Consider the following 26459-nt stretch of genomic DNA (forward strand, 5'->3'; position numbering starts at 1 on the left):
GTGGACGCACATCTGGAAAAGCTCTGGACGACCCTGGAGAAGGTCGATGACCAGGCGGTCACCGTCCGGGCCTGGGGCGGGAAACTGGCCGGCGTGCTGTCCGCCGGGGGCAGGCTGCTGGCCTGCGGCAACGGCGGCTCCGCCGCGGAGGCGCAGCACCTGACGGCCGAGCTGGTCGGCAGGTTCAGGGCGGACAGGCAGCCGTACGCGGCGATCCCGCTGCACGCCGACGGGTCGTCGCTGACGGCGATCGCCAACGACTTCGGCGCCGAGCAGGTCTACGCCCGCCAGGTGCGCGCCCACGGCAGGCCCGGCGACGTGCTGCTGTGCCTGTCCACCAGCGGCACCAGCCCGAACGTGCTGGCCGCGGCCAGGGCGGCGCAGGAGTGCGGCATCCTCGCCTGGGCCATGACCGGGCCCGCGCCGAACCCGCTGGCCGACCTGTGCGACGAGGCGGTCGCCGTGCCGGGGGAGGAGACGGCGACGGTGCAGGAGGTGCACCTCGCCCTGATCCACCTGCTGTGCGACGCGGTCGAGGAGGCACTATGACGGCGGCTCCGAACCCGGGCCCGCTCGTCGTCATCGGGGACACGCTGCTGGACGTGGACGTCGAGGGCGACGCCGAGCGGCTCTGCCCGGAGGCGCCGGTCCCGGTGGTGGACGTCTCCGCCGAGCAGGCCCGCCCCGGCGGAGCCGGGCTGGCGGCGCTGCTGGCCGCCCGCGACGGCGCGGACGTCGTGCTGATCACGGCGATCGGCGACGACCCCGACGGCCGCCGCCTGTGCGGCCTGCTGTCGGAGGAGGTCGACCTGGTACGCCTGCCGCTGCGCGGCGGCACCGTGCGCAAGACCAGGGTCAGGGCGCGCGGCCAGACCCTGCTCCGGCTGGACTCCGGCGACGGCACGGCCAGGTACGCCCCCACGGAGGAGGCCGTGCGGGCCGTCGGGCAGGCGGGCGCGGTGCTGGTCTCCGACTACGGCAGGGGCGTGGCCAGGATGGCCCGCGAGCTGCTGCGCGACACCGGCGTGCCGGTGGTGTGGGACCCGCACCCCAAAGGCGCCCATCCCATGCCCGGGTGCGCGCTGCTCACGCCGAGCGAGGCGGAGGCCAAGGTGCTGTGCCGGTCCGGCTACCACGGCCCGGACCAGGCGGCCCGCCGCCTGGTGCGGGAGCTGCAGGCCGGGGCGGTGGCCGTCACGACCGGCGAGCGCGGGGCCGCGCTGGCCGTCAAGGGCGGCCCGCTCACCCAGGTCCCGCCGCCGGTCCTGGCCGGTAACCGGGACGCGTGCGGCGCTGGCGACCGGCTCGCCTCCGCCGCCGCGCTCGCGCTGCGCGACGGCAGCGGCGTCCAGGAGGCGGTCATCATCGGCGTCGGCGAGGCGTCGCGCTTCGTGGAGCGCGGCGGGTCCGCCGGCGTGAAGGTCCAGGAGCAGCGGCTCGGCGACCGGCCGCGCACGGCGGTGGAGGTGGCCAGGCTCACCCGCGCGTACGGCGGCCGCCTGATCGCCACCGGCGGCTGCTTCGACCTGCTGCACGCCGGGCACGTGAGCCTGCTGCGGCGGGCCAGGGCGCTCGGCGACGCGCTCGTCGTCTGCGTCAACTCCGACACGTCGGTGCGCAGGCTGAAGGGCCCGTCCAGGCCGATCGTGGACGTGCGCGACCGGGTCGAGGTGCTGCGGGCGCTGGGCTGCGTGGACGCGGTGCTGGTGTTCGACGAGGACACCCCGGCGCGCGCCATCGAACTGCTACGTCCCGACGTGTGGGTGAAGGGCGGCGACTACGAGGGGGAAGTGCTGCCCGAATCCAAGGTCCTGGCCGCGCTCGGCGCGGAGACCGTCGTGCTGAGCACGCTGCCGGGGCGTTCGACAACGAATCTGATCAGGGAGATCCAATGAACATATTGATCACCGGGGGAGCCTCCGGGCTGGGCCTGGCCACCGCCGAAGCCGTGGAGAAGGAGGGCTGGCGGGCGCTGGTCGTCGACAAGCGCCCGCCCGGCCAGCACTTCGAGCACGTCACAGCCGACCTCGCCGACAGAGGGGAGGCCGAGCGGGCGGTACGCGAGCTGGCCGAGCGGGCCGGCGGGCTGGACGGCGTGGTGACGGCCGCGGGCATCGACGCCTGCGGGCGGCTGGAGGACGTGGCCGCCGACGACTGGGAGCGGGTCATCCGGGTCAACCTGCTCGGCACGGCCTCGGTCGTGCGGGCGGCGCTGCCGTACCTCAAGCACACCCGCGGCAAGATCGTCACCTGCGCGTCCACGCTCGGGCTGCGGCCGCTCAGCGACGCCTCGGCGTACTCGGCGTCGAAGTTCGGCGTCGTCGGCTTCACCAGGGCCCTCGCCGTCGAGCTGCGCGGCGAGGTCGGCGTGACGCTGCTCGTCCCGGGCGGCATGCGCACGCCCTTCTTCGACGGCCGGCCGGAACAGTACAAACCCGGCCCGGAGGCCGGGCTGAACGATCCGGCCGACGTCGCCCAGACCGTGGTCTTCGCGCTGCGGCAGCCGGCCGGATGCGAGGTGAGAGAGCTCGTCGTCTGCCCGTCCACGGAGACGTCATGGCCCTAGAACTCCTCGCGCTGCGCGGGCTCGGCCTGGGCGACCTGCTCACGGCCGTGCCCGCGCTGCGGGCGCTGCGCCAGGCCTTTCCCCGGCACCGCATCACGCTGGCCGCGCCGCGGTCGCTGGCGGCCCTGCTGCCGCTGACCGCCGCCGTGGACGACCAGGTCGACGTGTCGGGCCCGGGACCGGTGCCGTTCGAGCGGCCCGACATCGCGGTGAACCTGCACGGCAAAGGACCGCAGAGCATCGAGGCGCTGCGGCGCACGGACCCGGGCCGGTTGATCAGCTTCGGCACGGGGCCGCCGTACTCGGAGGGCGTGCACGAGGTGCGGCGCTGGTGCGGGCTGCTGGAGTGGCACGGCATCGCCGCCGACCCCGGGGACCTGACGCTCGGCATCTCCGACCGTACGGGGCCCGCGATCGTGCATCCGGGCGCTGCCTATCCCGCGCGGCGCTGGCCGCCCGAGCGGTTCGCCGAGGTGGCGGTGGCACTCGAAGACGTGGTCGTCACGGGGAACGCCGAGGAGGTGCCGCTGGCCAGGAAGGTCGCCGAGCTGGCGGGGCTGCCGCCGGAGCGGATGCTGGCCGGGCGCACCGGGCTGGCGGACCTGATCGACCTGGTGAGCAGGGCGCGGCTGGTGGTCTGCGGGGACACCGGCGTCGCGCATCTGGCGACGGCGTTCTGCGTGCCGTCGGTGGTGCTGTTCGGGCCGGTGTCACCCGCTTTGTGGGGGCCGCCGCCCGGCTGGCGCCACGTGGCGCTGTGGGCGGGCAGGAACGGGGATCCGCACGGGCAACGGCCCGACCCCGGCCTGCTGAAGATCGAGGTTTCCGAAGTCGTCGACGCTGTCTTGGAGGTCACGTCATGAGGGCTCTGGTCACCGGGGGCGCCGGGTTCCTCGGCTCCTACCTGTGCGAGCGGCTGCTGGAGGAGGGTGCGGAGGTCATCTGCATGGACAGCTTCCTCACCGGCGGCCCGCGCAACGTCGAGCACCTGATCGACCGGCCCGAGTTCCGGATCATCGAGTGCGACCTGACCGGGTACGTGCACGTGCCGGACCGGCTGGATCTCGTCCTGCACTTCGCCTCGGCCGCCTCGCCGGCCGACTACCTGCGCTACCCGATCGAGACCCTGCGGGTCGGCAGCGTCGGCACGCTGCACGCGCTCGGGCTGGCCAGGGAGAAGGGCGCCAGGTTCATCCTGGCCTCCACCAGCGAGGTGTACGGCGATCCGCTCGAGCATCCGCAGCGCGAGACGTACTGGGGCAACGTCAACCCGGTCGGCCCGCGCAGCGTCTACGACGAGGCCAAGCGCTTCGCCGAGTCCCTGACCACCGCCTACCGGCACTCGCGCGGCACCGACACCGGGATCGTGCGCATCTTCAACACCTACGGGCCGCGCATGCGCCCGTTCGACGGCCGGGCGATCCCGACGTTCATCAGGCAGTCGTTGAAAGGCGAGCCCATCACGATCACCGGCGACGGCTCGCAGACGCGCTCCATCTGCTACGTCGAGGACACCGTCTCCGGGATCCTGGCCATGGCCCGCAGCGACTTCGCCGGGCCCGTCAACATCGGCAACCCGGCCGAGCTGACCATGTTCGAGCTGGCCACGATGATCCGGGACCTGGCCGGGTCGTCGTCGGAGATCGAGTTCATCGACCGCCCGGCCGACGATCCCCGGGTCCGCCGCCCCGACACCGCGCTGGCGGCCGATCGGCTCGGCTGGCAGGCGCGGGTGCCCGCGGAGGAGGGGCTGCGCCGCACCATCGAGTGGTTCGCGGCCGAGCTCGCCACCGCCGAGCAGCTCGAGCAGCTCCAGGTCTGAGCATGCCGCGGACCGCCATGGTCGTCACGGACATGCTCAACCCCTACCAGCACCGGGACGCCGAGCAACTGCAGCAGGGCGTCGAGCCGATCGTGCCCCGCCTGGCCGAGCTGATCGGCCGGGCGCGGAAACGGGACGACGTGGACCTGATCTACGTCAACGACAACTACGGTGACTTCGCCGCGACCCGGGACGACCTCGTGGCACGGGCACTCGAAGGGGCCCGCCCCGACCTGATCGAGCCGATCGTGCCACCCGCCGACTGCGCGTTCCTGCCCAAGGTGCGCCACAGCGCGTTCTTCGGGACGTCGCTGGAGTACCTGCTGAGACAGCGGGACGTGCGCACGGTGCTGCTGGCCGGGCAGGTCACCGAGCAGTGCGTCCTGTACAGCGCGCTGGACGCCTACATCCGGGAGTTCTCGATCATGGTGCCGCCCGATTGTGTCGCGGCGATCCACGAGGACCTGGGCCGGGCGGCGCTGCGCATGATGGAGCGCAACATGTCGGCCGAGATCGTCCAGGCCCGCGACTGCCTGGCTCAGCGCTCGTTACCCGCGCGCAGCCAGGCGAGGTAGTCGGCGACCGCCCGCTCGGTGTCGTACGCGGGCTCGTACCCCGTGTCCTCGCGCAGCCGGGTGGTGTCGAGCCAGAAGCCGGGCGCCGCGGGGTCACGGCCCTCGGGGAGGTCGGCGCGGGCATCGGGGACCAGCTTCCTGATCGCCGCGACGACCTCGCCGTTGGTCGTCAGCCTCCCTGAGGCCACGTTGTACGTGCGATGCGCCAGCCGGTCGGCGAGCTGGAGCAGCGCGATCGCGCGGCCGCAGTCCTTCACGTAACACATGTCGATGCCGTCGCCCAGGTGCGCGCCGGCGCGCAGCGTGGACAGGTCGGGCTCGGCGCCCCGGGCGGCGGCGTGCACGAGCTGGGGCGCGGCGAAGAACGGCGACGGGGTGTGGCCGAGCGGGCCCCAGATGGCGGCGATGCGGTAGTTGACCACGTCGAGGCCCATGGCTCCCGCGAGATGGTCGCCGAGCAGCTCGCCGATCTTCTTGAACGCCGGGATCGGATGGCCGGCCGTCATCGGCAGCGGCACGTCCTCCTTGAGCGCGCCCTCGCCGGGCACGCCGCCGTACACGCCGATCGTGCTGGCCACGCCGACCCGCGCCACCTGCCACTCGCTCGCGGCGCGGAACACGTTCATGAGGCTGCGCACGGCCTGCTCCGCGCCCTCCAGCGGCTGGTACGCGCCCGGCGGCCACGGGACCGAGCCGGCGAGGTGCACGATGCCGGTGATCTCGTGGCGCTTGCCGAGCTCAAGGAGCGACGACTCCTCGGTGAGGTCGGCCTGCTCGACGACGACGGGCTCGCCGGCGAACGCCTCGGGCACCACGGCGGGCCTGCGCTGGACGAGCAGGCAGGACTCGCCGAGGTCGAGCAGGGCTCGGGTGGTGTGCGTGCCGATGAAGCCCAGCCCGCCGGTGATCAGAATCATGGTCAGCTCCACAAATCATCAGTGCTACTGACGATCAGTCTATCCCTAGAAGAGGTAGTGGAGAATCACGTTGCCTTTCCGCGACAAGGCCGCGCTGGGCGCGGACAGGCGGGTCAACAGGCGCAGGGCCGAGGGAACTCGGCGACCTCGGGCTCCCGCGTCATCAGGATCTCCTTGACGAGCTTCAGCTTGGGGTGCCAGCGTTCGGGCTCCCTGGGGTCGTCGAGGCCGGGGAACTTGGAGACCTCCACGATCTTCTTGGCGACGGCGGCGTGCTTCTGGGCCCAGACGGCGAACTTGCTGTAGCCGTTGAAGGGCAGGGCCTCCAGCCACGCGGGGTCCAGGATGTCTGCGCCGATGTCGTGGGGCCTGGCGCGCTCCGGCAGCAGCCGCTGACGTGCGGTGACGAACTCGGGGAAGTCGACGTCGTGCCAGTCGGCGGTGGGTGGCGGGGCGATGCGAAGCGCCCGGCTGTCCAGCCCGTCCCCGCCTGACGCCTCGCGGGCCGGGGCGTCAGGCGGGGACGGGCTCCAGCCGCAGCTCGCGCACGATCTCCTCGGCGCTGGCGTCGAGCGACGGGCCCGCGTCGCCGCCGATGAACATCTCGATGTAGGCCCGGTGGAAGCAGCCCGCGATCAGCAGCCGCGCACTCGCCTCCGGGTCCACGTCCGGGCCCACCCGGCCCAGCTCCTTCTCGGCCGCCAGGTACGCGGCCAGCGGGGCGGCCTCGGTGCTCGGCCCGAGGCCCGTGTCCCGGATGGCCTCGCGGAAGCGGACCGTCACATTGGGGGAGGTGAAGGCGGGCAGGGCCGCGCTCTGTACGTCGATGTAGTACTCGATACCTGCTCGCGCGACGGGGAGAAGATTGTCCGCCACGCACCCTTTACCGATGCGGTGGGAAAGATCGTGAAGAATGCTCAGCCAGAGCGGGAGCCGGTCCTGCAGTAGTGCGAGGAAGTAGTCCACGGAGCCGCCGGGGCGGTCATCCCGGAGGGAGACGGCCATCTCGAGAACGCGGCGCCGGGTGTCCTGACTTCTTTGGTACGGGTCTACATGGGAAGTCGCCATGGCGTGCCTAACGTGCGCGGTCGGTTGAGCAGGCATCACGGCGCGAAGCCGAGTTTTCAGGACTTCTCGTCGGAATCCGGAGTCCCGACTTGGGACAAATCTTGTTGGCCCCGATTATTACTCGAAATCCCGAAAAAATGGCGGTTTTTGTTTCTGAGGGTTAGCTGTCAGTGTCCCTGTCTCTGCGCCTCAGGTAACGCTCGAACTCGGCCGCGATCGCGTCGCCGCTGGCCTCGGGCAGCTCGGCGGCGTCCTTGCGCTCCTCGAGCTCCTTGACGTACTCGGCCACCTCGCTGTCCTGGGAGGCCAGCTCGTCGACGCCGCGCTCCCACGCGCGGGCCTCCTCGTCGAGGTCGCCCAGGGGCATCGGGATCTCCAGCACGTCCTCCAGGCGGCGCAGCAGCGCGAGCGTCGCCTTCGGGTTGGGCGGCTGGGCGACGTAGTGCGGCACCGACGCCCACAACGAGATGGCGTCGAGCCCCGCCTCGCCGAACGCGTGCTGCAGCACCCCGACGATCCCCGTCGGGCCCTCGTAGCGGCTCAGCTCGAGGTTCGTCGAGCGGGCGAGCGCCGCGTCCGTCGCACCCCCGAGGATGGGCACGGGACGGGTGTGGGGCGAGTCGTTGAGCAGCGCGCCCAGCATCACGGCCAGCTCCACGCCCAGCTCGCGGCAGATCTCGATGATGTCGGCGCAGAACGAGCGCCAGCGCATGTTGGGCTCGATGCCGCGCAGCAGCACGACGTCGCGCTCCAGACCCAGCGGTCGGGCGCGCAGCAGCCGCGTCGTCGGCCACACGATGGACCGCGTCAGCCCGTCGCCCGTCTCCACCACGGGCCGGGTCACCTGGAAGTCGTAGTAGTCGTCGGGGTCGAGCGCGATCAGCGGCTCGGCCTTCCAGGCCGACTCGAGATGGGCGATCACACCGCTGGAAGCCTCGCCCGCGTCGTTCCACCCCTCGAACGCGGCTATGAGCACCGGGTCAACGAGCTCGGGGAGCCCTTCGAGCTCTATCACGTGTCGCCTCCTCTCTTCACCGTCCCGCTTAGCCTATGCGGTCGGGGGGAGTCAGCGTCACCGATCTCCCCGTGAACCCGGGCCTCGTCTTCCCGGCGCACGCGCGAGCCGCGCATTCGCCGTGCCGCCTTCGTCCCCCGGCGAAGGCCCCGGCACACCCGCCGCCCGGCGCGCGTCCGCATCGCGGGGTGAGCACCCAGTGCGCCTCCTCGCACACCCACCGTCCAACCCGCGTCCGCATCGCGGGGTGAGCACCCAGTGCGCCTCCTCGCACACCCACCGTCCGGCGCGCGTCAGCGTCACGAGGTGAGCACCCGTTGCGCCTCCTCGCGCGTGCGCGGGCGCCAGCGTCTCAAGAGGTGCGAGGGGAGCCCAGGGGTGCGGTCAGCGGCCGCCGTCCGTGGTGTGGACGATCAGCACGTCGCAGGAGGCGCGGTGGGAGACGGCGGACGGCACGGACCCGAGCAGCCGCCCCGCCAGGCTGTTGAGCCCGCGGTTGCCCACCACGAGCAGGTCGGCGCGGTGCCTGGCGGCCAGCGAGACGAGCACGTCCACGGCGTCGCCCTGCTCGGCCGCCAGCACGATGTCGGAGGCGCCCGCCGCCGCGGCGTGCCCGCGCGCCGCGCGCAGGGCGTCGTCGGCGGGCGTGGAGCCGCTCACCTTGTACGCCAGCTCGCCCAGCCGTTCGGCGGCCGCGGCGCGCTCGCTCTCCCGCATGGGCAGGTACGCGCAGGCCAGCACGAGGGTGGCGCCGGTCGCCGCGGCCAGGGACGCCGCCGCGGAGACGGCGCGGAAGGAGGAGGCCGAGCCGTCGGTGCCGACGACGACGGTGCGGTAGGCCATGGAGCCCCCCAATTGGACGCGATGTCAATTGATGGTGAGTACGATAGCGTCGGCGGCCACGCGGGCCCCGTCCAGGGTGCCCGAGCCGCGCGCGAGTGGCGCTCGAGGCGCACCCGATAAGCTCTACCCCATGAGCATCTCCTCGTCCTTCCGCGAAGTGTTGTCCCAGCGCGTCATCGTGGCCGACGGGGCGATGGGCACGATGCTCCAGGCCCAGGACCCGACGCTCGACGACTTCCACGGTCACGAGGGCTGCAACGAGGTGCTCAACGTCACCAGGCCCGACATCGTGCGCGGCGTCCACGACGCCTACTTCGCCGTCGGCGTCGACTGCGTCGAGACCAACACGTTCGGCGCCAACCTCGCCGCGCTCGGCGAGTACGACATCTCCGACCGCGTCTTCGAATACTCCGAGGCGGGCGCCAGGATCGCCCGCGAGGCCGCCGACCACTGGTCCACGCCCGACCAGCCGCGCTTCGTCCTCGGCTCCATGGGCCCCGGCACCAAGCTCCCCACCCTCGGCCACCTGCCGTACGCGAGGCTGCGCGACGCCTACCGCGACAACGCGGCGGGCCTGATCGCGGGCGGCGCCGACGCGCTGATCATCGAGACCTGCCAGGACCTGCTCCAGGTCAAGGCCGCCGTCGTCGGCGCCAGGCGGGCCATCGAAGACTCCGGGCGCGACATCCCGATCATCGCGCAGGTGACCATCGAGACCAACGGCGCCATGCTCCTCGGCTCCGAGATCGGCGCCGCGCTGACCGCGATCGAGCCGCTCGGCGTCGACATCATGGGCCTCAACTGCGCGACCGGCCCCGCCGAGATGAGCGAGCACCTGCGCTACCTCGCCCGCCACTCGCGGCTCAAGCTCTCCTGCATGCCCAACGCCGGCCTGCCGGTGCTGACGGCCGACGGCGCGTACTATCCGCTGAGCGCGCAGGAGCTGGCCGACGCGCACGGCACGTTCACCCGCGACTACGGCCTGTCGCTGGTCGGCGGCTGCTGCGGCACCACGCCCGAGCACCTGCGCCAGGTGGTCGAGCGGGTGCGCGGCAAGGAGGTTCCGGCGCGCCGGCCGCATCCCGAGCCGGGCGCGTCCTCGCTCTACCAGACCGTGCCGTTCCGGCAGGACACCTCCTACCTGGCCATCGGCGAGCGCTGCAACACCAACGGCTCCAAGGCCTTCCGCGAGGCCATGCTGGAGGGCCGCTGGGACGACTGCGTCGAGACGGCCCGCGAGCAGGCCCGCGACGGCGCCCACCTGCTCGACCTGTGCGTCGACTACGTCGGCCGCGACGGCGTGGCCGACATGAAGGAGCTGGCGTTCCGGTTCGCCACGGCGTCCACCCTGCCGATCATGCTCGACTCGACCGAGCCCGCGGTGCTGCAGGCCGGGCTCGAGATGCTCGGTGGCCGCGCCGCGGTCAACTCCGTCAACTACGAGGACGGCGACGGCCCCGACTCCCGCTTCCAGAAGATCATGCGCCTCGTGCGCGAGCACGGCTCGGCGGTCGTCGCGCTGACCATCGACGAGGAGGGCCAGGCCCGCACCGCCGAGTGGAAGGTACGCGTGGCCACGCGGCTGATCGAAGACCTGACCGCCAACTGGGGCATGCGGGTCGAGGACATCATCGTCGACTGCCTGACCTTCCCCATCGCCACCGGCCAGGAGGAGACCCGGCGCGACGGCCTGGAGACCATCGAGGCCATCCGCGACCTCAAGCGCCGCTACCCGGGCGTGCAGACCACGCTCGGCCTGTCCAACATCAGCTTCGGCCTCAACCCGGCCGCCCGCATGGTGCTCAACTCGGTCTTCCTCAACGAGTGCGTCAACGCCGGTCTCGACTCCGCCATCGTGCACGCCTCCAAGATCCTGCCGATGGCCCGCATCCCCGACGAGCAGCGCCAGGTCGCGCTCGACATGGTCTACGACCGGCGGCGCGAGGGCTACGACCCGCTGCAGCGGTTCATGGAGCTGTTCGAGGGCGTCGACGCGGCCGTCATGCGCGCGGGCAAGGCCGAGGAGCTGGCCGCGCTGCCGCTGTGGGAGCGGCTCAAGCGGCGCATCATCGACGGCGAGCGCAAGGGCCTGGAGGCCGACCTCGACACCGGTCTCGAGCAGCGCCCGGCCCTTGAGATCATCAACGACGTGCTGCTCGACGGCATGAAGACCGTGGGCGAGCTGTTCGGGTCGGGGCAGATGCAGCTGCCGTTCGTGCTGCAGTCGGCCGAGGTGATGAAGGCCGCCGTCGCCTACCTCGAGCCCCACATGGACCGCGTCGAGGGCGAGACGAAGGGCCGCATCGTGCTGGCCACCGTCAAGGGCGACGTGCACGACATCGGCAAGAACCTCGTCGACATCATCCTGTCCAACAACGGCTACCAGGTGGTCAACCTCGGCATCAAGCAGCCGGTCTCGGCCATCCTGGAGGCCGCCGACGAGCAGAAGGCCGACGTCATCGGCATGTCGGGCCTGCTGGTGAAGTCGACGGTCATCATGAAGGAAAACCTGGAGGAGATGAACTCCAGGGGCCTGTCGGAGAAATACCCCGTGCTGCTCGGCGGCGCCGCGCTCACCCGCGCCTACGTCGAGCAGGACCTGGCCGGGCTGTTCGAGGGCGAGGTGCGGTACGCGCGCGACGCGTTCGAGGGGCTGCGGCTGATGGACGCGTTCATGGCCGTCAAGCGCGGCGAGAAGGGCGCGACGCTGCCGCCGCTGCGCGAGCGGCGTGTGAAGACCGGCGCGGTGCTGCAGCGCACCCCCGTCGAGGAGCTGCCCGCCCGCTCCGACGTGGCCGCCGACAACCCCGTCCCCACGGCGCCCTTCTACGGCGACCGCGTCGTCAAGGGCATCTCACTGGCCGACTACGCCGCCTTCCTCGACGAGCGGGCCCTGTTCCTCGGCCAGTGGGGCCTCAAGCCCACCAGGGGCGGCAGCGGACCCGACTACGAGGAGCTGGTCGAGACCGAAGGGCGGCCCCGGCTGCGCATGTGGCTCGAGCGCATCCAGACCGAGGGCCTGCTGGAGGCGGCCGTCGTCTACGGCCACTTCCCGTGCGTCTCCGAGGGCGACTCGCTGATCATCCTCGACGACAACGGCGGCGAGCGCACCCGCTTCACGTTCCCGCGCCAGCGCCGCGACCGCCACCTGTGCCTGTCCGACTTCTTCCGCGCCAAGGACTCCGGCGAGGTCGACGTGATCGGCTTCCAGGTGGCCACCATGGGCTCGAAGATCTCCGAGGCCACGGCCGAGCTGTTCGCCAAGGACGCCTACCGCGACTACCTCGAGCTGCACGGCCTGTCGGTGCAGCTCACCGAGGCGCTGGCCGAATACTGGCACGCCAGGGTGCGCTCGGAGTGGGGGATCGGCGGCGAGGAGTCGCTCGACGACATGCTCAAGGTCAACATCCAGGGCTGCCGCTACTCGTTCGGCTACCCCGCCTGCCCCAACCTGGAGGACCAGAAGCAGCTGTTCGAGCTGCTCGACCCCGAGCGCATCGGGGTGACCCTGTCGGAGGAGTTCCAGCTCCACCCCGAGCAGGCCACGTCGGCGCTGGTCGCCCACCACCCCGAGGCGAAATACTTCAACGTCTGATCCGCGTCGTGCCGCCCGCCGTTCACCGGCGGGCGGCACGATGGCGGGCACGCACTACGATCGGGGGCAGGTTTGGAAGCGGTCTTCTTCGACATGGACGGGCTGCTGGTCGACAGCGAGCGGGTCTGGCTGGAGATCGAGACCGACGTGATGGCCAGGCTCGGCGCCCAGTGGACGCCCGCCCACCAGGCCCACCTCGTGGGCGGGTCGATGGAGCGCACGGTCGACTACATGCTGGCCGTGTCGGGCTCCGACATGCCCGCCGAGACCGTGCGGGAGTGGATGACCGGCGGGATGGTGCGGCGGCTGTCGGCGGGCGTCCACGTCATGCCCGGAGCCGCTGAGCTGCTCGACGCGCTGCGGGCCGAGAACGTGCCGGTGGGGCTGGTCACCTCGTCGCTGAAGGAGATCGCGGACGCGGTGCTCAAAGGCGTGGGCCGCGACCGGTTCGACGTGGTGGTCACGGCCGACGACGTCGAACGCACCAAGCCGGACCCGGAGCCGTACCTGACGGCCGCGCGGCTGCTGGGGGTGGAGCCGGTGCGTTGCGTGGTGCTGGAGGACTCGCCCAACGGCGTCGCGGCCGCCACCGCGGCGGGCTGCGCGGTGGTGGCGGTCCCGAGCCTGCTGGCCATCGACCCCGCGCCCGGCCGCCTGGTGGTCCCGTCGCTGGAACTGCTCGGCGTCGCCGACCTGCGCGCCCTCATCACGGTCTGAGCCTCGCTCCGCCCGCCACGCGCGCGCCGGAGCACGGCGCCGTCCGCCCTTCCATGTGTGCGCCGGAGCACGGCGCTGTCCCTCCCTTCCATGTGCGACCCGAGACTACGGTGCCGTCCTGCCAGGCGCCGGGAGCGGATGGTGCGAGCCGCGGGAGCGCCGCCACGGGCCGGGTGGCGATCAACAACCCCTAGGGGGCAAGTGGTCCTCGCGGAGGAGGGGTGGGCGGCGTTTCACGTGCCAGGATGGAGATGTAGTCGATACGAGGGGCGGCGTGATGTTCGAACAGATCGCGTGGTTGCCGCTGTGCGCAGGAGTGACCGCGGTGGGCCTGGTGCTCAGTTTCCTGGCCTTCAGGCGCAGGGGAGCGGCCGCCGGCATGCGGATGGCGGCATGGGCGTTGCTGCCGGTGGCGGCCTACCTGACGGGCGCGCTGCAGGCCTTGTGGACCATCGGCGCGACCGCCGTCGGTTTCGTCACCGGGCTGGTGTTCAATCCGCTGGTCTGGGCGGGCGTCGCCGTGACGGGGTTGTCCGTGGTGCTGTTCGTCGTGTCGGGCGTGATCCGCGGCAGAAAGCTCTCGACCGTACGAAAGAAGACCGCCACCGAGGCCCCCGAAATTCAGCCTTCAGCGAACAAATCGCCCACGAAACCACAGCAGCCCGCCGTGGCCGCCAAGCAAAAGCCGAAGAGCGATGACGACTTCTCCGATATCGAAGAACTGCTCAAACGCCGCGGCATCAGCTGAATGCACGGCGAAACCGGCTCTGTCACAGTTCCGAGACGTAAACGGGACGGCTCGTAGACATTCTTCTCAAGATCGATACGAATGAGTTTCTGGTCAATCACAGTTGAGCCACATAGGGCACAGAGGGACTAGTCACACCAGCTCAGGCCATAGATTCTGCCTCCTGGGGCCGCGACACGCGGTTCGCACTCGCATGGGCGCACTACCCTGACCGGGACCGCGCCGACACGGACGATGTCGTCTGGAATCCAGGGGGCTTACTGGCATGACCGCACCGCTCGATGTTCCGGAATCGGCCGTCGAAGCCGGGCCGGAGACCGTTCTTGAGGGGGCGGAGTCTTCAGTCATCCGGGGCCGTTCCCTGGGGCAGATCGCCTGGATGCGCCTCAGGCGCGACCGCATCGCGATGATCGGCGGCATCGTCATCCTGCTGCTCATCCTCGTCGCGATCTTCGCCCCGCTGCTGGTGTCGTGGTTCGGGCACCCGCCGGCGGAGTGGCACCGGGAGAAACTCGATCCCTCCATCGGAGCTCCGCTGGGCTCCTTCGGCGGCATCAGCGGGGACTTCCTGTTCGGCGTGGAGCCGGACACGGGCCGCGACCTGTTCAGCCGCATCCTGTACGGAGCCCGCATCTCGCTGCTGATCGCGTTCTTCGCGACCCTGCTGTGCGTCGTGCTCGGCACGGTGCTCGGGATGATCGCCGGCTTCTTCGGCGGCTGGATCGACACCGTCATCAGCCGGCTCATGGACATCTTCCTGGCCTTCCCGCTGCTGGTGTTCGCGCTGGCGCTGGCCGGCGTCATCCCCGACAAGGCGTTCGGCCTGTCAGGCGACACGCTGAGGATCAGCCTGCTGGTGTTCATCATCGGCTTCTTCAACTGGCCCTATATCGGGCGGATCATTCGCGGCCAGACGCTGTCGCTGCGCGAACGGGAGTTCGTCGACGCCTCCAGGAGCCTGGGGGCGCGCAGCCACACCATCCTGTTCAAGGAGATCCTGCCCAACCTCCTGGCGCCGATCCTGGTCTACTCGACGCTGCTGATCCCCTCGAACATCCTGTTCGAGGCGGCGCTGTCCTTCCTCGGCGTGGGCGTGCGGCCGCCGACCCCCACCTGGGGCGGCATGCTGTCGGATGCCGTACACAACTACCAGGTGGCGCCCAACTTCATGATCTTCCCTGGTCTCGCGATCTTCGTCACCGTGCTGGCGTTCAACCTGCTCGGTGACGGCCTCAGGGATGCCTTCGACCCGAAGGCCCGATAGACCTCGTGATTTTCCGCAAAGTTCTCAACTCCTAGATACAAGGGGTGTGTCAGGTCGATGAAGACAAGATCCAAGGCGTCGGCAGTGGCGATGACCGCCGCTCTCGCCGTGGTCGTGTCCGCGTGTGGCGGCGGCGGCGGCAAGAGCACCGGCGGCGGCGGAAGTGACGACAAGCCCGCCAGCCAGTACAACGCGGGCGTCACGCAGATCATCAACCCGTCGGACAAGACCGGCGGCACCCTCCACATGGGCATGCCGGGCGACTTCGACTCGGTGGACCCGGGCGACCAGTACTACGGCTACGCCTGGAACTTCTCGCGCCTCTACACGCGCGCGCTGACCATGTTCAAGCCGGTGCCGGGCGAGGAGGGCCTGCAGCTCGTCGGCGACCTGGCCGAGGACCTCGGCAAGCCCAGCGACGGCGGCAAGACGTGGACGTACAAGCTGCGCAAGGGCATCAAGTTCGAGGACGGCACCCCCGTCACCTCGAAGGACGTCAAGTACGCCGTGGCCCGCTCGCTGGACAAGGACATCCTGCCCAGCGGCCCGACGTACTTCAACGACTGGCTTGACCTGCAGGGCTACACCGGCCCGTACAAGATGAAGGACAAGCTCGACGACTTCAAGGCCGTCGAGACGCCTGACGACTACACCGTCGTCTTCCACCTGAAGAAGGCTTACGGCGGTTTCGACTACTTCGCCATGCTCCCGCAGACGGCCCCCGTGCCCGCTGCGAAGGACACCGGCTCGAAGTACAAGGAGCACCCGGTCTCGACCGGTCCCTACATGTTCAAGTCGCACGAGCTCACCAAGCGCATCGAGCTCGTGAAGAACCCCAACTGGGACGCGGCCACCGACCCCAACCGCAAGCAGCTCAACGACTCCATCGAGGTGCTGCTCGGCCAGAACGAGGACGACCTCGACCAGCGTCTGCTGTCCGGCAAGATCGACGTCAAGATCAACAGCACCGGTGTCGCGGCCAACGCCCGCAAGACGGTACTGACCGACCCCAAGGTCAAGCAGTACGCCGACTCGGCCCCGATCGACCGGACCTGGTTCACCAACATCAACAGTGACGTCAAGCCGTTCGACAACATCCACTGCCGCAAGGCGGTCATGTACGCGGCCGACCGCTCCGCGATCCAGGGTGCCTACGGCGGCCCCGACGCCGGTGGCGACATCGCGCTCAGCCTCATGCCGGCGAAGATGACCGGCTACCAGAAGATCGACCCGTACGGCGTCGAGGCCAACCCGACCGGCAACGTCGCGAAGGCCAAGGAGGAGCTGGCGGCCTGCGGCCAGCCCAACGGCTTCAGCACCACCATCTCCTACCGCAACGAGCGCGCCGCCGAGAAGCTGACCGCCGAGTCGCTGCAGCAGTCGCTCGGCCGCGTCGGCATCAAGCTGGAGATCAAGGGCTACCCGCAGGGCGACTACTTCAAGCTGTACGCCGGCAAGCCCGACTTCGCCAAGAAGAACGGCCTCGGCCTCATGGTCTACGGCTGGGGCGCCGACTACCCCGAGGGCTTCGGCTTCTTCCAGCAGATCGTCGACAGCCGCGTCATCCGCGACGCCGGCAACACCAACCTGAGCGTCAAGGACCCGAAGATCGACGCGCTCATCGACCAGGCGGCCGCCGAGACCGACGCCACCAAGCGCAACGCCATCTGGGCCGAGGTCGACAAGCAGGTCATGGACTCGGCGTTCATCCTGCCCTACGTCTGGGCGCACGGACTGTTCTACCGGCCGCCGACGCTGAAGAACGTCTTCGTCAGCCAGAACTGGGGCATGTACGAGTACCTCACGCTGGGCACCCAGTAACAGGTCAGGCGACCCCGCCGGACACGTACGTCGAAAGCAGGTGAAGGCTCCGGCGGCCGGGCTCACGAGGCCCGGCCGCCACGGCCGAGATCAGTGTTCACATACATTCTCAGACGGTTGATAGCGGCCGTCATGTTGCTCTTCGTGGTGAGCATCGCGACGTTCGCCATCTTCTTCCTCGTGCCTCGGCTCGCTGGGATGTCCGCTGACGACCTCGCCTCCCGATACGTCGGCAAGGCCGCCAACGAACAGGTCATCCACGACACGGCGATCCGGCTGGGATTCTACGATCCGCTCGTCGTCCAGTACGGCCGGTTCGTGAAGGGCATCTTCGTCGGCGTGGAGCGCAACTACGGCCCTGGGGTCGAGGTGTGCCCGGCGCCCTGCTTCGGCTACTCGTACGTCACCCAGAACCCGGTTCTGCCCGACCTGCTCGACCGCATACCGATCACGCTGTCGCTGGCGCTCGGCGCGGCCGTGGTGTGGGTGGTCTTCGGCGTGGCCACCGGCGTGGTGTCCGCGCTGCGGCGCGGCAGCTTCTTCGACCGCTTCTCCATGGGCATCGCCCTGGCCGGCGTCTCGCTGCCGATCTTCTTCACCGGCATCGTGTCGCTGGCGATCTTCCGAGACCAGCTCGGCCTCGTCGGCGACGTCGCCGACTGGGTCCCGTTCACCGAGGACCCGCTCACCTGGGCCAACAACCTGATGCTGCCCTGGGTCACGCTCGCCTTCCTGTACGCGGCCGGTTATGCCCGGCTCACCAGGGCGGGCATGCTCGAGACCATGTCGGAGGACTACATCCGCACGGCCAGAGCCAAGGGCCTGCCCGAGCGGGCCGTGGTGCTCAAACACGGGCTGAGAGCCACGCTCACCCCGGTGCTGACCATGTTCGGCCTGGACCTGGGCCTGCTGCTCGGCGGCGCGGTGCTGACCGAGAGCACCTTCTCGTTGCCCGGCATCGGCAAGTACGCCAGGGACGCCATCGAACGCAACGACCTTCCCCAGGTGATGGGCGTCACCCTGGTCGCGGCGGCGTTCATCATCGTGGCAAACCTGATCGTCGACCTGCTCTACGCGGTCGTGGACCCGAGGGTGAGGCTGGCGTGAGCAGTTTCCTCGAGGTCAAGGACCTCAAGATCCACTTTCCGACCGACGACGGCCTGGTCAAGTCCGTCGACGGGCTGACGTTCAACCTCGAACGGGGCAAGACGCTCGGCATCGTCGGCGAGTCCGGCTCCGGCAAGTCGGTCACCAGCCTCGGCATCCTCGGCCTGCACAAGGGCAAGGGCGCCAACATCTCCGGCGAGATCTGGCTCGACGGCGAGGAGCTCGTCGGCGCCTCCCAGGAGCACGTGCGCGGGCTGCGCGGCAAGAAGATGGCGATGATCTTCCAGGACCCGCTGTCGTCGATGCACCCGTTCTACACGGTCGGCGACCAGATCATCGAGGCGTACCGCATCCACCACAAGGTCACCAAGGCCGTGGCCAAGAAGCACGCCATCGACATGCTCGGCCGGGTCGGCATCCCCGAGCCGCAGCGGCGCGTCGACTCCTACCCGCACGAGTTCTCCGGCGGCATGCGCCAGCGCGCCATGATCGCCATGGCGTTGTCGTGCGACCCCGAGCTGCTCATCGCCGACGAGCCGACCACCGCGCTCGACGTGACCGTGCAGGCCCAGATCCTCGACCTGATGGTCGAGCTGCAGCGCGAGTTCAACTCCGCGCTGATCATCATCACCCACGACCTGGGCGTGGTGGCCGAGCTGTCCGACGACATCCTGGTCATGTACGGGGGCAAGTGCGTCGAGTACGGCAGCGCCGATGACATCTTCTACCGTCCCGAGCACCCCTACACGTGGGGTCTACTGGGATCGATGCCCCGGCTCGACCGGGAGCCCACCGAGCGGCTGCTGCCGATCAAGGGCTCCCCGCCGTCGCTGATCAACGTGCCGCCGGGCTGCGCCTTCTCACCCCGCTGCCCGTACGCCGAGCGCACCGGGGGCAAGGCGAAGACCGAGGTGCCCGACCTGCTCCAGACCGCGGGCGGCCACCTGGTGCGCTGCCACATGGACAGGACGGAGCGGCGGGAGCTGTGGGAGAACGAGATCAAGCCACTGCTGGAGACTCAGTGACCGAGCCTGACAAGAGCCCCGCGAGCGGCGAGCCGCTGCTTTCCGTACAGGGCATGGAGAAGCACTTCCCTGTCACCAAGGGCCTGCTCAAGCGGCAGGTCGGCGCCGTCAAGGCCGTCGACGGGATCAGCTTCGACGTGTTCAAGGGCGAGACGCTCGGCCTGGTGGGGGAGTCCGGCTGCGGCAAGTCCACCACCGGCCGCCTGGTCACCCGCCTGCTCGAGCCCACCGCCGGCAAGGTGATCTTCGAGGGCCAGGACATCACGCACATGGGGCAGGGCAAGCTCAGGCCGCTCCGCCGCGACATGCAGATGATCTTCCAGGACCCGTACTCGTCGCTCAACCCCCGCCACACGGTCGGCACCATCGTCGGCGCGCCGTTCCGCATCCAGGGCGTGCAGACCGAGCACGGCATCAAGCGGGCCGTCCAGGACATCCTCGCCCTGGTCGGGCTCAACCCCGAGCACTACAACCGCTACCCGCACGAGTTCTCCGGCGGCCAGCGGCAGCGCATCGGCATCGCCCGCACGCTCGCGCTCAAGCCCAAGCTGATCATCGCCGACGAGCCGGTCTCCGCGCTCGACGTCTCCATCCAGGCGCAGGTCGTCAACCTGCTCGAGGACCTGCAGAACGAGCTGGACCTCACCTACGTCGTCATCGCCCACGACCTGTCGGTGGTGCGGCACATCAGCGACCGGGTGGCCGTCATGTACCTGGGCAAGATCGTGGAGATCGCCGACCGTAAGCAGCTCTACGGCTCGCCGATGCACCCGTACACCAACGCCCTGATGTCGGCCGTGCCCGTGCCCGACCCGAGGGCGCGCAAGGGACGCGAGCGCATCCGGCTGACGGGCGACGTGCCCAGCCCGCTCAACCCGCCACCGGCGTGCCGCTTCCACACGCGGTGCTGGAAGGCGCAGGAGATCTGCAAGAAGGTCGAGCCGCCGTTGGAGGAGCTGGCCAGCGGGCACCGCGTCGCCTGCCACTTCCCGGAGAACGTCCCGGAAACCACCGCCAAGGCCTCCTGACCCCGCCTGGGCCCGCCTGGGCTCGTCACCACCCCGTGCGGCCCTCGTGCCACACGGGGTGCGGTCTTTGCGCGTGGGCGGTCCGGAGGAGCGTCTTGGTCAGGAGTAGGTGCCGGGGGTGATCAGCCCGGTCTCGTAGGCCAGCACCACGGCCTGTACGCGGTCCCGCAGCCCCAGCTTGGTCAGCACATTGCCCACGTGCGTCTTGACCGTCGTCTCACTCACCACGAGCTTGGCCGCGATCTCCGCGTTGGACATGCCCTTGGCGATCAGCCTCAGCACCTCCAGCTCCCGCTCGGTCAGCCGGTCGAGCCGCGCGGGGGCGGGCTGCTCGTACGCCGACGGGAGCCGCGTGGCGAACCTGTCGAGCAGCCGCCGCGTCACGCTCGGCGCGACGATCGCGTCTCCGGCCGCCACCACCCGGATCGCCTGCACCAGCTCGTCGGGCGGCACGTCCTTCAGCAGGAACCCGGACGCGCCCGAGCGCAGCGCCTCCACGATGTACTCGTCCAGGTCGAAGGTCGTCAGCACCAGCACCTTGGGCACATGCGCCGTGGGCGCCGCCTCCCGCACGATCCTGCGGGTCGCCTCGATGCCGTCGACCCCGGGCATGCGGATGTCCATCAGGACCACGTCCGGCAGCAGCGCGCGCGTCTGCTCCATCGCGTCCTTGCCGTCGCCGGCCTGGCCCACCACCGTGATGTCGGGCTCGGCCTCCAGAATCAGGCGGAATCCCGTGCGCAGCAGCGGCTGGTCGTCCACCAGCAGCACTCTGATCGTCATTGGCCGTCCTTCAACGGGAACCTCGCCCGCACTTCGAAACCGCCCCCCGGTAGCGGACCGATGCTCAGGATTCCACCATAGAGCGCGACCCGTTCGCGAATTCCCACCAAACCGTGCCCTGGCCGCGAGGACAGCCCGGCCGCGCCCCGCCCGTCGTCCTCCACCCGTACGTCCAGCTCATCGAGGTCGTGGTGGACGGTCACCACGGCCTTCGCCCCCGGTCCCGCGTGCCGCAGGCTGTTCGTCAAACCCTCCTGGACCAGCCGGTAGGCGGCCAGGTCGACGCCGGCGGGCAGCGCCCGCGGCTCGCCCTCCACCAGCAGCCGCGTGGGCAGCCCGGCCTCGCGCATCTGCTCGATCAGCGCCGGCAGGTCCCGCACGCCGGGCTGCGGGCCCAGCTCGGCCCGTGCGTCGGTACGCAGCACGCCGACGATGTTGCGCATCTCGGTCATCGCCATCCGGCCCGTGTGCTCGATCGCCGACAGCGCCTCGCGCGCCAGGTCGGGATCGGAGGCCAGCACCCGGCGCGCCGCGGCGGCCTGCACGGTCATCACGCTGACGTGGTGGGCGACCACGTCGTGCAGCTCGCGGGCGATCCGGGAGCGCTCCTCGGCCCTGGCCGCCCTCGTGTCGGCGGCGTGCGCCCGCTCCAGCCGCTCCGCCCGGTCCTTGAGCTCGTCCAGGTACGCCCGGCGCAACCGCAGGCTCCGGCCCGCCCCCCACACCGCCACCAGCACCATGGCCACCACGACGTGCTCGCTCCAGCTCGCCACCCTGATCGGGCCCGCCGCGGCGCCGAGCGCGTACGTCACCAGCGAGATCACCAGCCCGCCCAGCGCGACCGCCAGCCCGCGGTAGGACGCCACCGAGTAGAGCAGCACCAGGCTGGCCAGCCCCGACACGCCGGTCCCGTACCCCAGCACGGTCAGCAACGTCTCCGGGACCAGCCCCGCGCACATGGCCGCCAGCGGCCACCGCCTGCGCACCGCCACGGGAACGCACGCCAGCACCAGCAGCAGCCCGCCGAGCGGGCCGGGCGCCTGCACGCCGTCGACCGGCAGGCCCTCCGACTGCAGCCGCGCGGGGCTGTAGAGCACGGACAGCGCCACCGACGCCGCGGCCACCACCCCGGCGAGCACCGTGTCGTGGAACGTGGTCCGGTCTATGCGCACCGCTTCACTGTAGGGGCAGGTGAGAGGCCGTAACCTCCTCCCTCGGGAGGATTACCACCCATACGACCCCCCACCTCCGCCGGCCGCCGCCCGTTCCGGCACACGCGCCCGCCCGCACGTAGCTCGGCCGCACGTAGCTCGGCCGCACGTAGCTCGGCCGCACGTAGCCGCAGGTGCCCCGCCCGTCTGCGGCCCGCCGCACGTAGCCCGCCCGTAGCCTGCTGCATGCGCCCGCCCGCACGCTCGCGCACAGTCCCATGGCGGGCGCCGCCATCCTGCGCCGCCAATCCCGGTGTCTCGTGCCAGGGGCGCTCGCCGGGCCCTACGGGAGCGCTCCTCCCCGCCCACTCACGCGCAGGAGACGCGCCAGGGCGGCCCAAGGCGCGGGTTGCCGCGGCCCCCGAGCAGCCGGCGGGTCAGAGCTCGTCGGTGGCCGAGCGGCGGTGGCCGCGTACCGTGTCGCCGGGCTGGCGGTCGGGGACCGGGGGCGGGGTGCCGCCGAACTCCGGGCACAGCGCCTGGTGGTCGCACCAGTCGCACAGCCGGCTCCGGCGCGCCCGCCACTCGCCCGACTCCAGCGACCGCTCGATCGCCGCCCACAACGCCATCACCTTGCGCTCGGTGGCCAGCAGGTCGGCCTCGTCCGGCGCGTAGCGCAGCACCTCGCCCTGGCCGCCCAGATAGACCAGCTGCAGCAGCCGGGGCACCTGGCCGCGCAGCCGCCACAGCACCAGCGCGTAGAACTTCATCTGGAACAGCGCCTTGGCCTCGAAGTCGGGCCCCGGCGCGCTGCCCGTCTTGTAGTCGACCACCCGGACCTCGCCGGTCGGCGCCACGTCGAGCCGGTCGACGTAGCCCCGCAGCATCAGCCCGCCGTCGAGAACCGCCTCCACGTAGAGCTCGCGCTCGGCGGGCTCGAGCCGCGACGGGTCCTCCAGCGTGAAGTAGCGCTCCAGCATGCCGCGCGCCTGCGCCAGCCACTCCGCCTGCTCGGCCTCGTCGGCGAACATCTGCGCGTACTGCGGGTCCTCGGCCAGCAGCCGCTGCCACTGTGGCTCTAACAGCTCCAGCGCCGCCTGGACCGAACGCCGCGGCGCCGGAAGGTCGTAGAGGCGCTCCAGGACCGCGTGCACCACCGTGCCCCGCACCGCCGCCTGCGACGGCTTCTCGGGGAGCTGATCGATCACCCGGAAGCGGTAGAGCAGCGGACATGTCATGAAGTCGCCCGCCCGGGACGGGGAGAGAGCTCCGATGATCACCGGTTCGGTCAACGTCATGCACCGCACTCTAGGTCAAGACCACGACAGAATGGCTTGCGTGAAACGATGATCACTCGATCGGGCGCGTAGCATCAAGGCAGCAACAGCACGTAATGGACGTTCAAGGAGTGCGGTGAGCGAGCAGAGCCCGCGGCAGGAGTTCTCCGGTCTTCGGATGGGGAAGCCGTTCGGCATTCCGGTGTATGTCTCGTGGTCGTGGTTCATCGTCGCGGTGTTCATCACGGTGATGTTCGGCCCGCGCTTCCGGCAGATGCTGCCCGAGCTCGGCAGCACCGCCTCGTACGCGGTGGCGCTGGTGTTCGCGGTGCTCCTGTACGTGTCGGTGCTGCTGCACGAGCTGGCCCACAGCGTGCTGGCCAAGTGGTACGGCCTGCCGGTGCGCCGGATCACCCTCTACCTGCTGGGCGGCGTCTCGGAGATCGAGAAGGAACCGCCCACGCCGGGCAAGGAGTTCCTGGTCGCCGCCGCCGGGCCGGCGCTCTCGCTCGGCCTGGGCGGGCTCGGCCTGGCCGCCGACGTCTACGCGGTCAACAACGGCGGCATCCTCGAGGTGCTCGTCTGGCAGCTGTGGGTGGCCAACCTCATCGTCGGCGTGTTCAACCTGCTGCCCGGGCTGCCGCTGGACGGCGGCAGGATGCTGCGCGCCGGGGTGTGGAAGCTCACCAGGAACCCCGGCTCCGGCACCGTGGTCGCCGCCTGGGGCGGGCGGGTGCTGGCCGTGCTGCTCGTCGTGTTCCCGATCGCGACCGCCCTGCGGAGCGGCCAGGAGATCGATCTCGCGGACCTCATCTGGCCGTTCGTGCTGGCGTCCTTCATCTGGCTCGGCGCCTCGCAGTCGCTGCGCGTGGCCAAGATCCGGGCCAGGATCCCGCAGGTCAACGCGCGTGCCCTGGCTCGCAGGGCCATCCCGGTGACGGCCGAGACGCCGCTGTCCGAGGCGCTGCGCCAGGCCACCGAGCGCGGGGCGGGCGCCATCGTCGTGGTCGACCACGAGGGCCAGCCCATGGCCATCGTCCATGAGGCCGCCGTACAGGCCACCCCGGAGCACCGCCGCCCCTGGGTGAACGCCGGCTCCGTCGCCAAGTCCCTGGAGCCCACCATGGTGCTCAAGGCCGACCTGGCCGGCGAGCCGCTCATCGACGCCATGCGCGAGGCCCCGGGGAGCGAGTACCTGCTCGTGGAGGGCGGCGGGGAGATCTACGGCGTGCTCTCGACGGCAGATGTGAACCGGGTGTTCACCGGCGTCTGATTTGTCCCACTCGTTTAAGCGGCGACCCCGGGCTAGGGTCGTGTCCAGCAGTTTCGGGTGGCCCGGAGCGGACTCCGGCGATTTCTGCGATGCGACGACTGGCCGATAGTGTTCTGTTTCGCCAGACTTGCACAGTTGAGGGGTTTGTTGCGGCCCACCCGGTTCACCGAATCGAGACGAGGGGGCCGCGACCCGGCCTCTTCGTCTGGGTATGCGTATGGCTGGTGGCCAAGCACGGCAGTGCGGGTGCCGTAACATCGCCGGCTTCCGGGGAGGAGATCTGAGTGACCGAGCGCAGCGAGGGCACCGATGAGCGCAGCGCGGTCGTCATGAGGGAGGACGCATGACCGACCAAGGCTTCGGAGTGGTGCGTCCGCTTCCTGGGGACGGGCTGGTCGCCTTCGTGGGCGGATTGCTGCTGGTGTGCGACGCCGGCGAGTCCACCGCCGACGACCTGCTCGACGCGCTGCGCGAGACGGCCGCGTCCGGCGGCGACGGCAGGGCGCTGGCCCGCCGCGCCGCGCAGGTGCTGGCGGCCAACATGGCGGGCGACCCGGCGACGTGCGCGGTCGCGGGCCCCGTGGGCGAGGGAGTGGCCGTCCTGGTCAGCGGCTCGGCCGCGGCCACGATCGCCACCTCCGGCGGCGAGACGCGGCTGGCCGGCAGCGACTCGCTGACCTGGGCCGACCGGCTCATCCCCGGTCCGGTCGAGCGGGTCGAGCTGAGCCTGCCCGGCGCCGGCAGCCCGCATCCCGCGGTCCGCCTGGAAGGCGGCGTGGTGCACGGCGGCGGCCTCGTCGGCGACTTCACCGACCAGCCCTCGGCGCCCGCCCCGTCCAGGCCGCTGACCAGCGAGCTGCCCGCCACCGCCATCCACATCGAGGCCGACCTGATCCAGCCGCCCGCGCCGGTGGAGCGGCCTCCCTACCCGCTGGCCGACCAGCCGCCGGTCGTGCAGGGGACGCCGTCGGGCCCGCAGCCCGCGCCCGTGGAGCAGCCGTCGTTCGGCACGCAGCAAGATCAGCCGCCGTTCGGGACGCCGCAGGACCAGCCGCCGTTCGGGACGCCGCAGGACCAGCCGTCGCCCTTCTTCCCGCCGTCGCAGGAGCAGCCCCCGCCGCTGCCGGAGGGGCAGCAGTTCCCCTCGTACGACGAGCCGCCGCCACTCAACGGCGTCCCCGACCAGCAGGTGTCCCAGCCCATGGGCCCGTCCGACCACTTCGACCAGGCGGCGCCGCCCGTGCTCGGCTCGCCCGACCACTTCGACGCCCCCGCCACGCCGCCGCAGGAGCAGCAGGACCACGGCGACCGGCCCCTGGTCTACGGCGTCGACTGCAAGAACGACCACTTCAACGACCCCCGCTCGCCCTACTGCGCCGTCTGCGGCATCGCGCTGGTCCAGCGCACCCTCGTCCCCTACAAGGGTCCGCGCCCGTCGCTCGGCGTGCTCATCCTCGACGACGGCACCGCGCTGCCGCTGGAGAGCGACTACCTGCTGGGCCGCGACCCCGAGCGGGCGCCCGAGGTGGCCGGCGGCAGCGCCAGGCCCGCCAAGGTGACCAGCCCCGACGGGTCGGTCTCACGCCGCCACCTGCGGGTGGCGCTGGACGGCTGGGACGTCAACCTGGTCGACCTGGGCTCGGTCAACGGCACCCAGATCCAGCCGCCGGGTGACCCCAACTTCTACGACATCCCGCCGAACGAGCCGGTCACCATCGCCCCAGGGACGACGGTCCGGGTCGGCGTCTCCCGCACGCTCCGCTTCGAGCCGCACCGGGGGTAGCGCCCCCGGCGAACGCCCGCGTCCCCGAGCCAGGGACGCGGGCGTTTCCCATGCCCAGCCTGTGCGGTCATGCGGCTCCAT

At 70.8% G+C, this 26459-nt stretch carries 24 protein-coding genes; 16 read left to right on the plus strand and 8 right to left on the minus strand.

Going from position 1 to position 26459, the window contains the following annotated elements; genetic code table 11:
- The 6 genes from ACIBVN_RS19595 to ACIBVN_RS19620 are packed head-to-tail and all read left to right on the plus strand — an operon-like array spanning position 1 to position 4963.
- Positions 1 to 549, plus strand: coding sequence for an SIS domain-containing protein (locus ACIBVN_RS19595; RefSeq protein ID WP_397138182.1), 549 nt, complete (start codon positions 1 to 3; stop codon positions 547 to 549).
- Positions 546 to 1895, plus strand: a complete 1350-nt coding sequence (locus tag ACIBVN_RS19600) for a PfkB family carbohydrate kinase (protein WP_397138183.1) — start codon at positions 546 to 548, stop codon at positions 1893 to 1895. Before ACIBVN_RS19595 ends, ACIBVN_RS19600 begins: the two co-directional genes overlap by 4 nt.
- Positions 1892 to 2566, plus strand: coding sequence for an SDR family oxidoreductase (locus ACIBVN_RS19605; RefSeq protein ID WP_397138184.1), 675 nt, complete (start codon positions 1892 to 1894; stop codon positions 2564 to 2566). The genes ACIBVN_RS19600 and ACIBVN_RS19605 overlap by 4 nt, the downstream gene beginning before the upstream one ends.
- Positions 2557 to 3429 carry a glycosyltransferase family 9 protein gene (locus ACIBVN_RS19610; RefSeq protein WP_397138186.1) on the plus strand — a complete coding sequence of 291 codons (873 nt, stop codon included), beginning with the start codon at positions 2557 to 2559 and terminating at the stop codon, positions 3427 to 3429. Before ACIBVN_RS19605 ends, ACIBVN_RS19610 begins: the two co-directional genes overlap by 10 nt.
- The gene (locus tag ACIBVN_RS19615) at positions 3426 to 4388 is read left to right on the plus strand and encodes a UDP-glucuronic acid decarboxylase family protein (protein ID WP_397138188.1); all 963 of its coding nucleotides are present in this window, start codon (positions 3426 to 3428) and stop codon (positions 4386 to 4388) included. Before ACIBVN_RS19610 ends, ACIBVN_RS19615 begins: the two co-directional genes overlap by 4 nt.
- Positions 4389 to 4390: 2 nt before the next feature.
- Positions 4391 to 4963, plus strand: coding sequence for a cysteine hydrolase family protein (locus ACIBVN_RS19620; RefSeq protein ID WP_397138190.1), 573 nt, complete (start codon positions 4391 to 4393; stop codon positions 4961 to 4963).
- Here the strand turns inward: ACIBVN_RS19620 and ACIBVN_RS19625 are convergent.
- From ACIBVN_RS19625 to ACIBVN_RS19645, 5 genes are all read right to left on the minus strand, one after another.
- A complete protein-coding gene (locus tag ACIBVN_RS19625; protein WP_397138192.1) occupies positions 4927 to 5880 on the minus strand; it encodes an NAD-dependent epimerase/dehydratase family protein in 954 nt (317 codons plus the stop codon). The two genes, ACIBVN_RS19620 and ACIBVN_RS19625, sit on opposite strands and share 37 nt — an antisense overlap.
- A 113-nt stretch (positions 5881 to 5993) precedes the next feature.
- Positions 5994 to 6131 (minus strand): hypothetical protein, encoded by a 138-nt coding sequence (locus ACIBVN_RS19630; protein ID WP_397138194.1) that lies wholly within the window; start codon positions 6129 to 6131, stop codon positions 5994 to 5996.
- Between the two features lie 262 nt (positions 6132 to 6393).
- Positions 6394 to 6885: a hypothetical protein gene (locus tag ACIBVN_RS19635; RefSeq protein ID WP_397138196.1), complete on the minus strand. Its 492-nt coding sequence runs from the start codon at positions 6883 to 6885 to the stop codon at positions 6394 to 6396.
- Positions 6886 to 7108: 223 nt separating this feature from the next.
- Positions 7109 to 7963, minus strand: coding sequence for a PAC2 family protein (locus tag ACIBVN_RS19640; RefSeq protein ID WP_397138198.1), 855 nt, complete (start codon positions 7961 to 7963; stop codon positions 7109 to 7111).
- A 384-nt stretch (positions 7964 to 8347) separates the two neighbouring features.
- Positions 8348 to 8806, minus strand: coding sequence for a universal stress protein (locus ACIBVN_RS19645; protein WP_397138200.1), 459 nt, complete (start codon positions 8804 to 8806; stop codon positions 8348 to 8350).
- A gap of 130 nt (positions 8807 to 8936) precedes the next feature.
- Here ACIBVN_RS19645 and metH point away from each other — a divergent pair, with 130 nt between their 5' ends.
- The 8 genes from metH (at position 8937) to ACIBVN_RS19685 (ending at position 20111) form a co-directional block, all read left to right on the plus strand.
- On the plus strand, positions 8937 to 12401 hold the full coding sequence (gene metH, locus ACIBVN_RS19650; protein ID WP_397138202.1) for a methionine synthase: 3465 nt from the start codon (positions 8937 to 8939) through the stop codon (positions 12399 to 12401).
- Positions 12402 to 12473: 72 nt separating this feature from the next.
- The gene (locus ACIBVN_RS19655; protein ID WP_397138204.1) at positions 12474 to 13118 is read left to right on the plus strand and encodes an HAD family hydrolase; all 645 of its coding nucleotides are present in this window, start codon (positions 12474 to 12476) and stop codon (positions 13116 to 13118) included.
- Between the two features lie 277 nt (positions 13119 to 13395).
- On the plus strand, positions 13396 to 13866 hold the full coding sequence (locus ACIBVN_RS19660) for a cellulose synthase (RefSeq protein WP_397138206.1): 471 nt from the start codon (positions 13396 to 13398) through the stop codon (positions 13864 to 13866).
- Between the two features lie 265 nt (positions 13867 to 14131).
- Positions 14132 to 15130 carry an ABC transporter permease gene (locus ACIBVN_RS19665; RefSeq protein WP_397138208.1) on the plus strand — a complete coding sequence of 333 codons (999 nt, stop codon included), beginning with the start codon at positions 14132 to 14134 and terminating at the stop codon, positions 15128 to 15130.
- A gap of 57 nt (positions 15131 to 15187) precedes the next feature.
- Positions 15188 to 16951: an ABC transporter substrate-binding protein gene (locus tag ACIBVN_RS19670; protein WP_397138210.1), complete on the plus strand. Its 1764-nt coding sequence runs from the start codon at positions 15188 to 15190 to the stop codon at positions 16949 to 16951.
- 93 nt (positions 16952 to 17044) lie between these two features.
- Complete coding sequence (locus ACIBVN_RS19675; protein WP_397138212.1) at positions 17045 to 18058, plus strand: ABC transporter permease; 1014 nt, start codon at positions 17045 to 17047, stop codon at positions 18056 to 18058.
- Positions 18055 to 19083 (plus strand): ABC transporter ATP-binding protein, encoded by a 1029-nt coding sequence (locus ACIBVN_RS19680; RefSeq protein WP_397138214.1) that lies wholly within the window; start codon positions 18055 to 18057, stop codon positions 19081 to 19083. Before ACIBVN_RS19675 ends, ACIBVN_RS19680 begins: the two co-directional genes overlap by 4 nt.
- A gap of 53 nt (positions 19084 to 19136) precedes the next feature.
- Positions 19137 to 20111 (plus strand): ABC transporter ATP-binding protein, encoded by a 975-nt coding sequence (locus ACIBVN_RS19685; protein WP_397138400.1) that lies wholly within the window; start codon positions 19137 to 19139, stop codon positions 20109 to 20111.
- 99 nt (positions 20112 to 20210) lie between these two features.
- On the opposite strand, the gene ACIBVN_RS19690 is transcribed toward ACIBVN_RS19685, so the two are convergent.
- The 3 genes from ACIBVN_RS19690 to ACIBVN_RS19700 form a co-directional block, all read right to left on the minus strand.
- On the minus strand, positions 20211 to 20894 hold the full coding sequence (locus ACIBVN_RS19690) for a response regulator transcription factor (RefSeq protein ID WP_344995576.1): 684 nt from the start codon (positions 20892 to 20894) through the stop codon (positions 20211 to 20213).
- Positions 20891 to 22066 (minus strand): sensor histidine kinase, encoded by a 1176-nt coding sequence (locus ACIBVN_RS19695; RefSeq protein ID WP_397138216.1) that lies wholly within the window; start codon positions 22064 to 22066, stop codon positions 20891 to 20893. The genes ACIBVN_RS19690 and ACIBVN_RS19695 overlap by 4 nt, the downstream gene beginning before the upstream one ends.
- Before the next feature lie 416 nt (positions 22067 to 22482).
- A complete protein-coding gene (locus ACIBVN_RS19700; protein WP_397138218.1) occupies positions 22483 to 23343 on the minus strand; it encodes a RecB family exonuclease in 861 nt (286 codons plus the stop codon).
- A gap of 115 nt (positions 23344 to 23458) precedes the next feature.
- Between ACIBVN_RS19700 and ACIBVN_RS19705 the strand changes: the two genes are divergently transcribed.
- Positions 23459 to 24595: a site-2 protease family protein gene (locus ACIBVN_RS19705; RefSeq protein WP_397138220.1), complete on the plus strand. Its 1137-nt coding sequence runs from the start codon at positions 23459 to 23461 to the stop codon at positions 24593 to 24595.
- A 343-nt stretch (positions 24596 to 24938) separates the two neighbouring features.
- The gene (locus ACIBVN_RS19710) at positions 24939 to 26378 is read left to right on the plus strand and encodes an FHA domain-containing protein (RefSeq protein ID WP_397138222.1); all 1440 of its coding nucleotides are present in this window, start codon (positions 24939 to 24941) and stop codon (positions 26376 to 26378) included.
- The last annotated feature ends 81 nt before the right edge of the window (positions 26379 to 26459 follow it).

The sequence above is a fragment of the Nonomuraea sp. NPDC049400 genome (assembly GCF_044466425.1).
Classification (GTDB): Bacteria; Actinomycetota; Actinomycetes; order Streptosporangiales; family Streptosporangiaceae; genus Nonomuraea.

What these genes read in the sequence shown, in the direction of transcription:
- ACIBVN_RS19600 (WP_397138183.1), top strand. Translation starts at nt 546, where the DNA reads ATGACGGCGGCTCCGAACCCGGGCCCGCTCGTCGTCATCGGGGACACG.
- ACIBVN_RS19605 (WP_397138184.1), top strand. Translation starts at nt 1,892, where the DNA reads ATGAACATATTGATCACCGGGGGAGCCTCCGGGCTGGGCCTGGCCACC.
- ACIBVN_RS19610 (WP_397138186.1), top strand. Translation starts at nt 2,557, where the DNA reads ATGGCCCTAGAACTCCTCGCGCTGCGCGGGCTCGGCCTGGGCGACCTG.
- ACIBVN_RS19615 (WP_397138188.1), top strand. Translation starts at nt 3,426, where the DNA reads ATGAGGGCTCTGGTCACCGGGGGCGCCGGGTTCCTCGGCTCCTACCTG.
- ACIBVN_RS19620 (WP_397138190.1), top strand. Translation starts at nt 4,391, where the DNA reads ATGCCGCGGACCGCCATGGTCGTCACGGACATGCTCAACCCCTACCAG.
- ACIBVN_RS19625 (WP_397138192.1), bottom strand. Translation starts at nt 5,880, where the DNA reads ATGATTCTGATCACCGGCGGGCTGGGCTTCATCGGCACGCACACCACC.
- ACIBVN_RS19635 (WP_397138196.1), bottom strand. Translation starts at nt 6,885, where the DNA reads ATGGCCGTCTCCCTCCGGGATGACCGCCCCGGCGGCTCCGTGGACTAC.
- ACIBVN_RS19645 (WP_397138200.1), bottom strand. Translation starts at nt 8,806, where the DNA reads ATGGCCTACCGCACCGTCGTCGTCGGCACCGACGGCTCGGCCTCCTCC.
- metH (WP_397138202.1), top strand. Translation starts at nt 8,937, where the DNA reads ATGAGCATCTCCTCGTCCTTCCGCGAAGTGTTGTCCCAGCGCGTCATC.
- ACIBVN_RS19660 (WP_397138206.1), top strand. Translation starts at nt 13,396, where the DNA reads ATGTTCGAACAGATCGCGTGGTTGCCGCTGTGCGCAGGAGTGACCGCG.
- ACIBVN_RS19665 (WP_397138208.1), top strand. Translation starts at nt 14,132, where the DNA reads ATGACCGCACCGCTCGATGTTCCGGAATCGGCCGTCGAAGCCGGGCCG.
- ACIBVN_RS19670 (WP_397138210.1), top strand. Translation starts at nt 15,188, where the DNA reads ATGAAGACAAGATCCAAGGCGTCGGCAGTGGCGATGACCGCCGCTCTC.
- ACIBVN_RS19685 (WP_397138400.1), top strand. Translation starts at nt 19,137, where the DNA reads ATGGAGAAGCACTTCCCTGTCACCAAGGGCCTGCTCAAGCGGCAGGTC.
- ACIBVN_RS19690 (WP_344995576.1), bottom strand. Translation starts at nt 20,894, where the DNA reads ATGACGATCAGAGTGCTGCTGGTGGACGACCAGCCGCTGCTGCGCACG.
- ACIBVN_RS19700 (WP_397138218.1), bottom strand. Translation starts at nt 23,343, where the DNA reads ATGACGTTGACCGAACCGGTGATCATCGGAGCTCTCTCCCCGTCCCGG.
- ACIBVN_RS19710 (WP_397138222.1), top strand. Translation starts at nt 24,939, where the DNA reads ATGACCGACCAAGGCTTCGGAGTGGTGCGTCCGCTTCCTGGGGACGGG.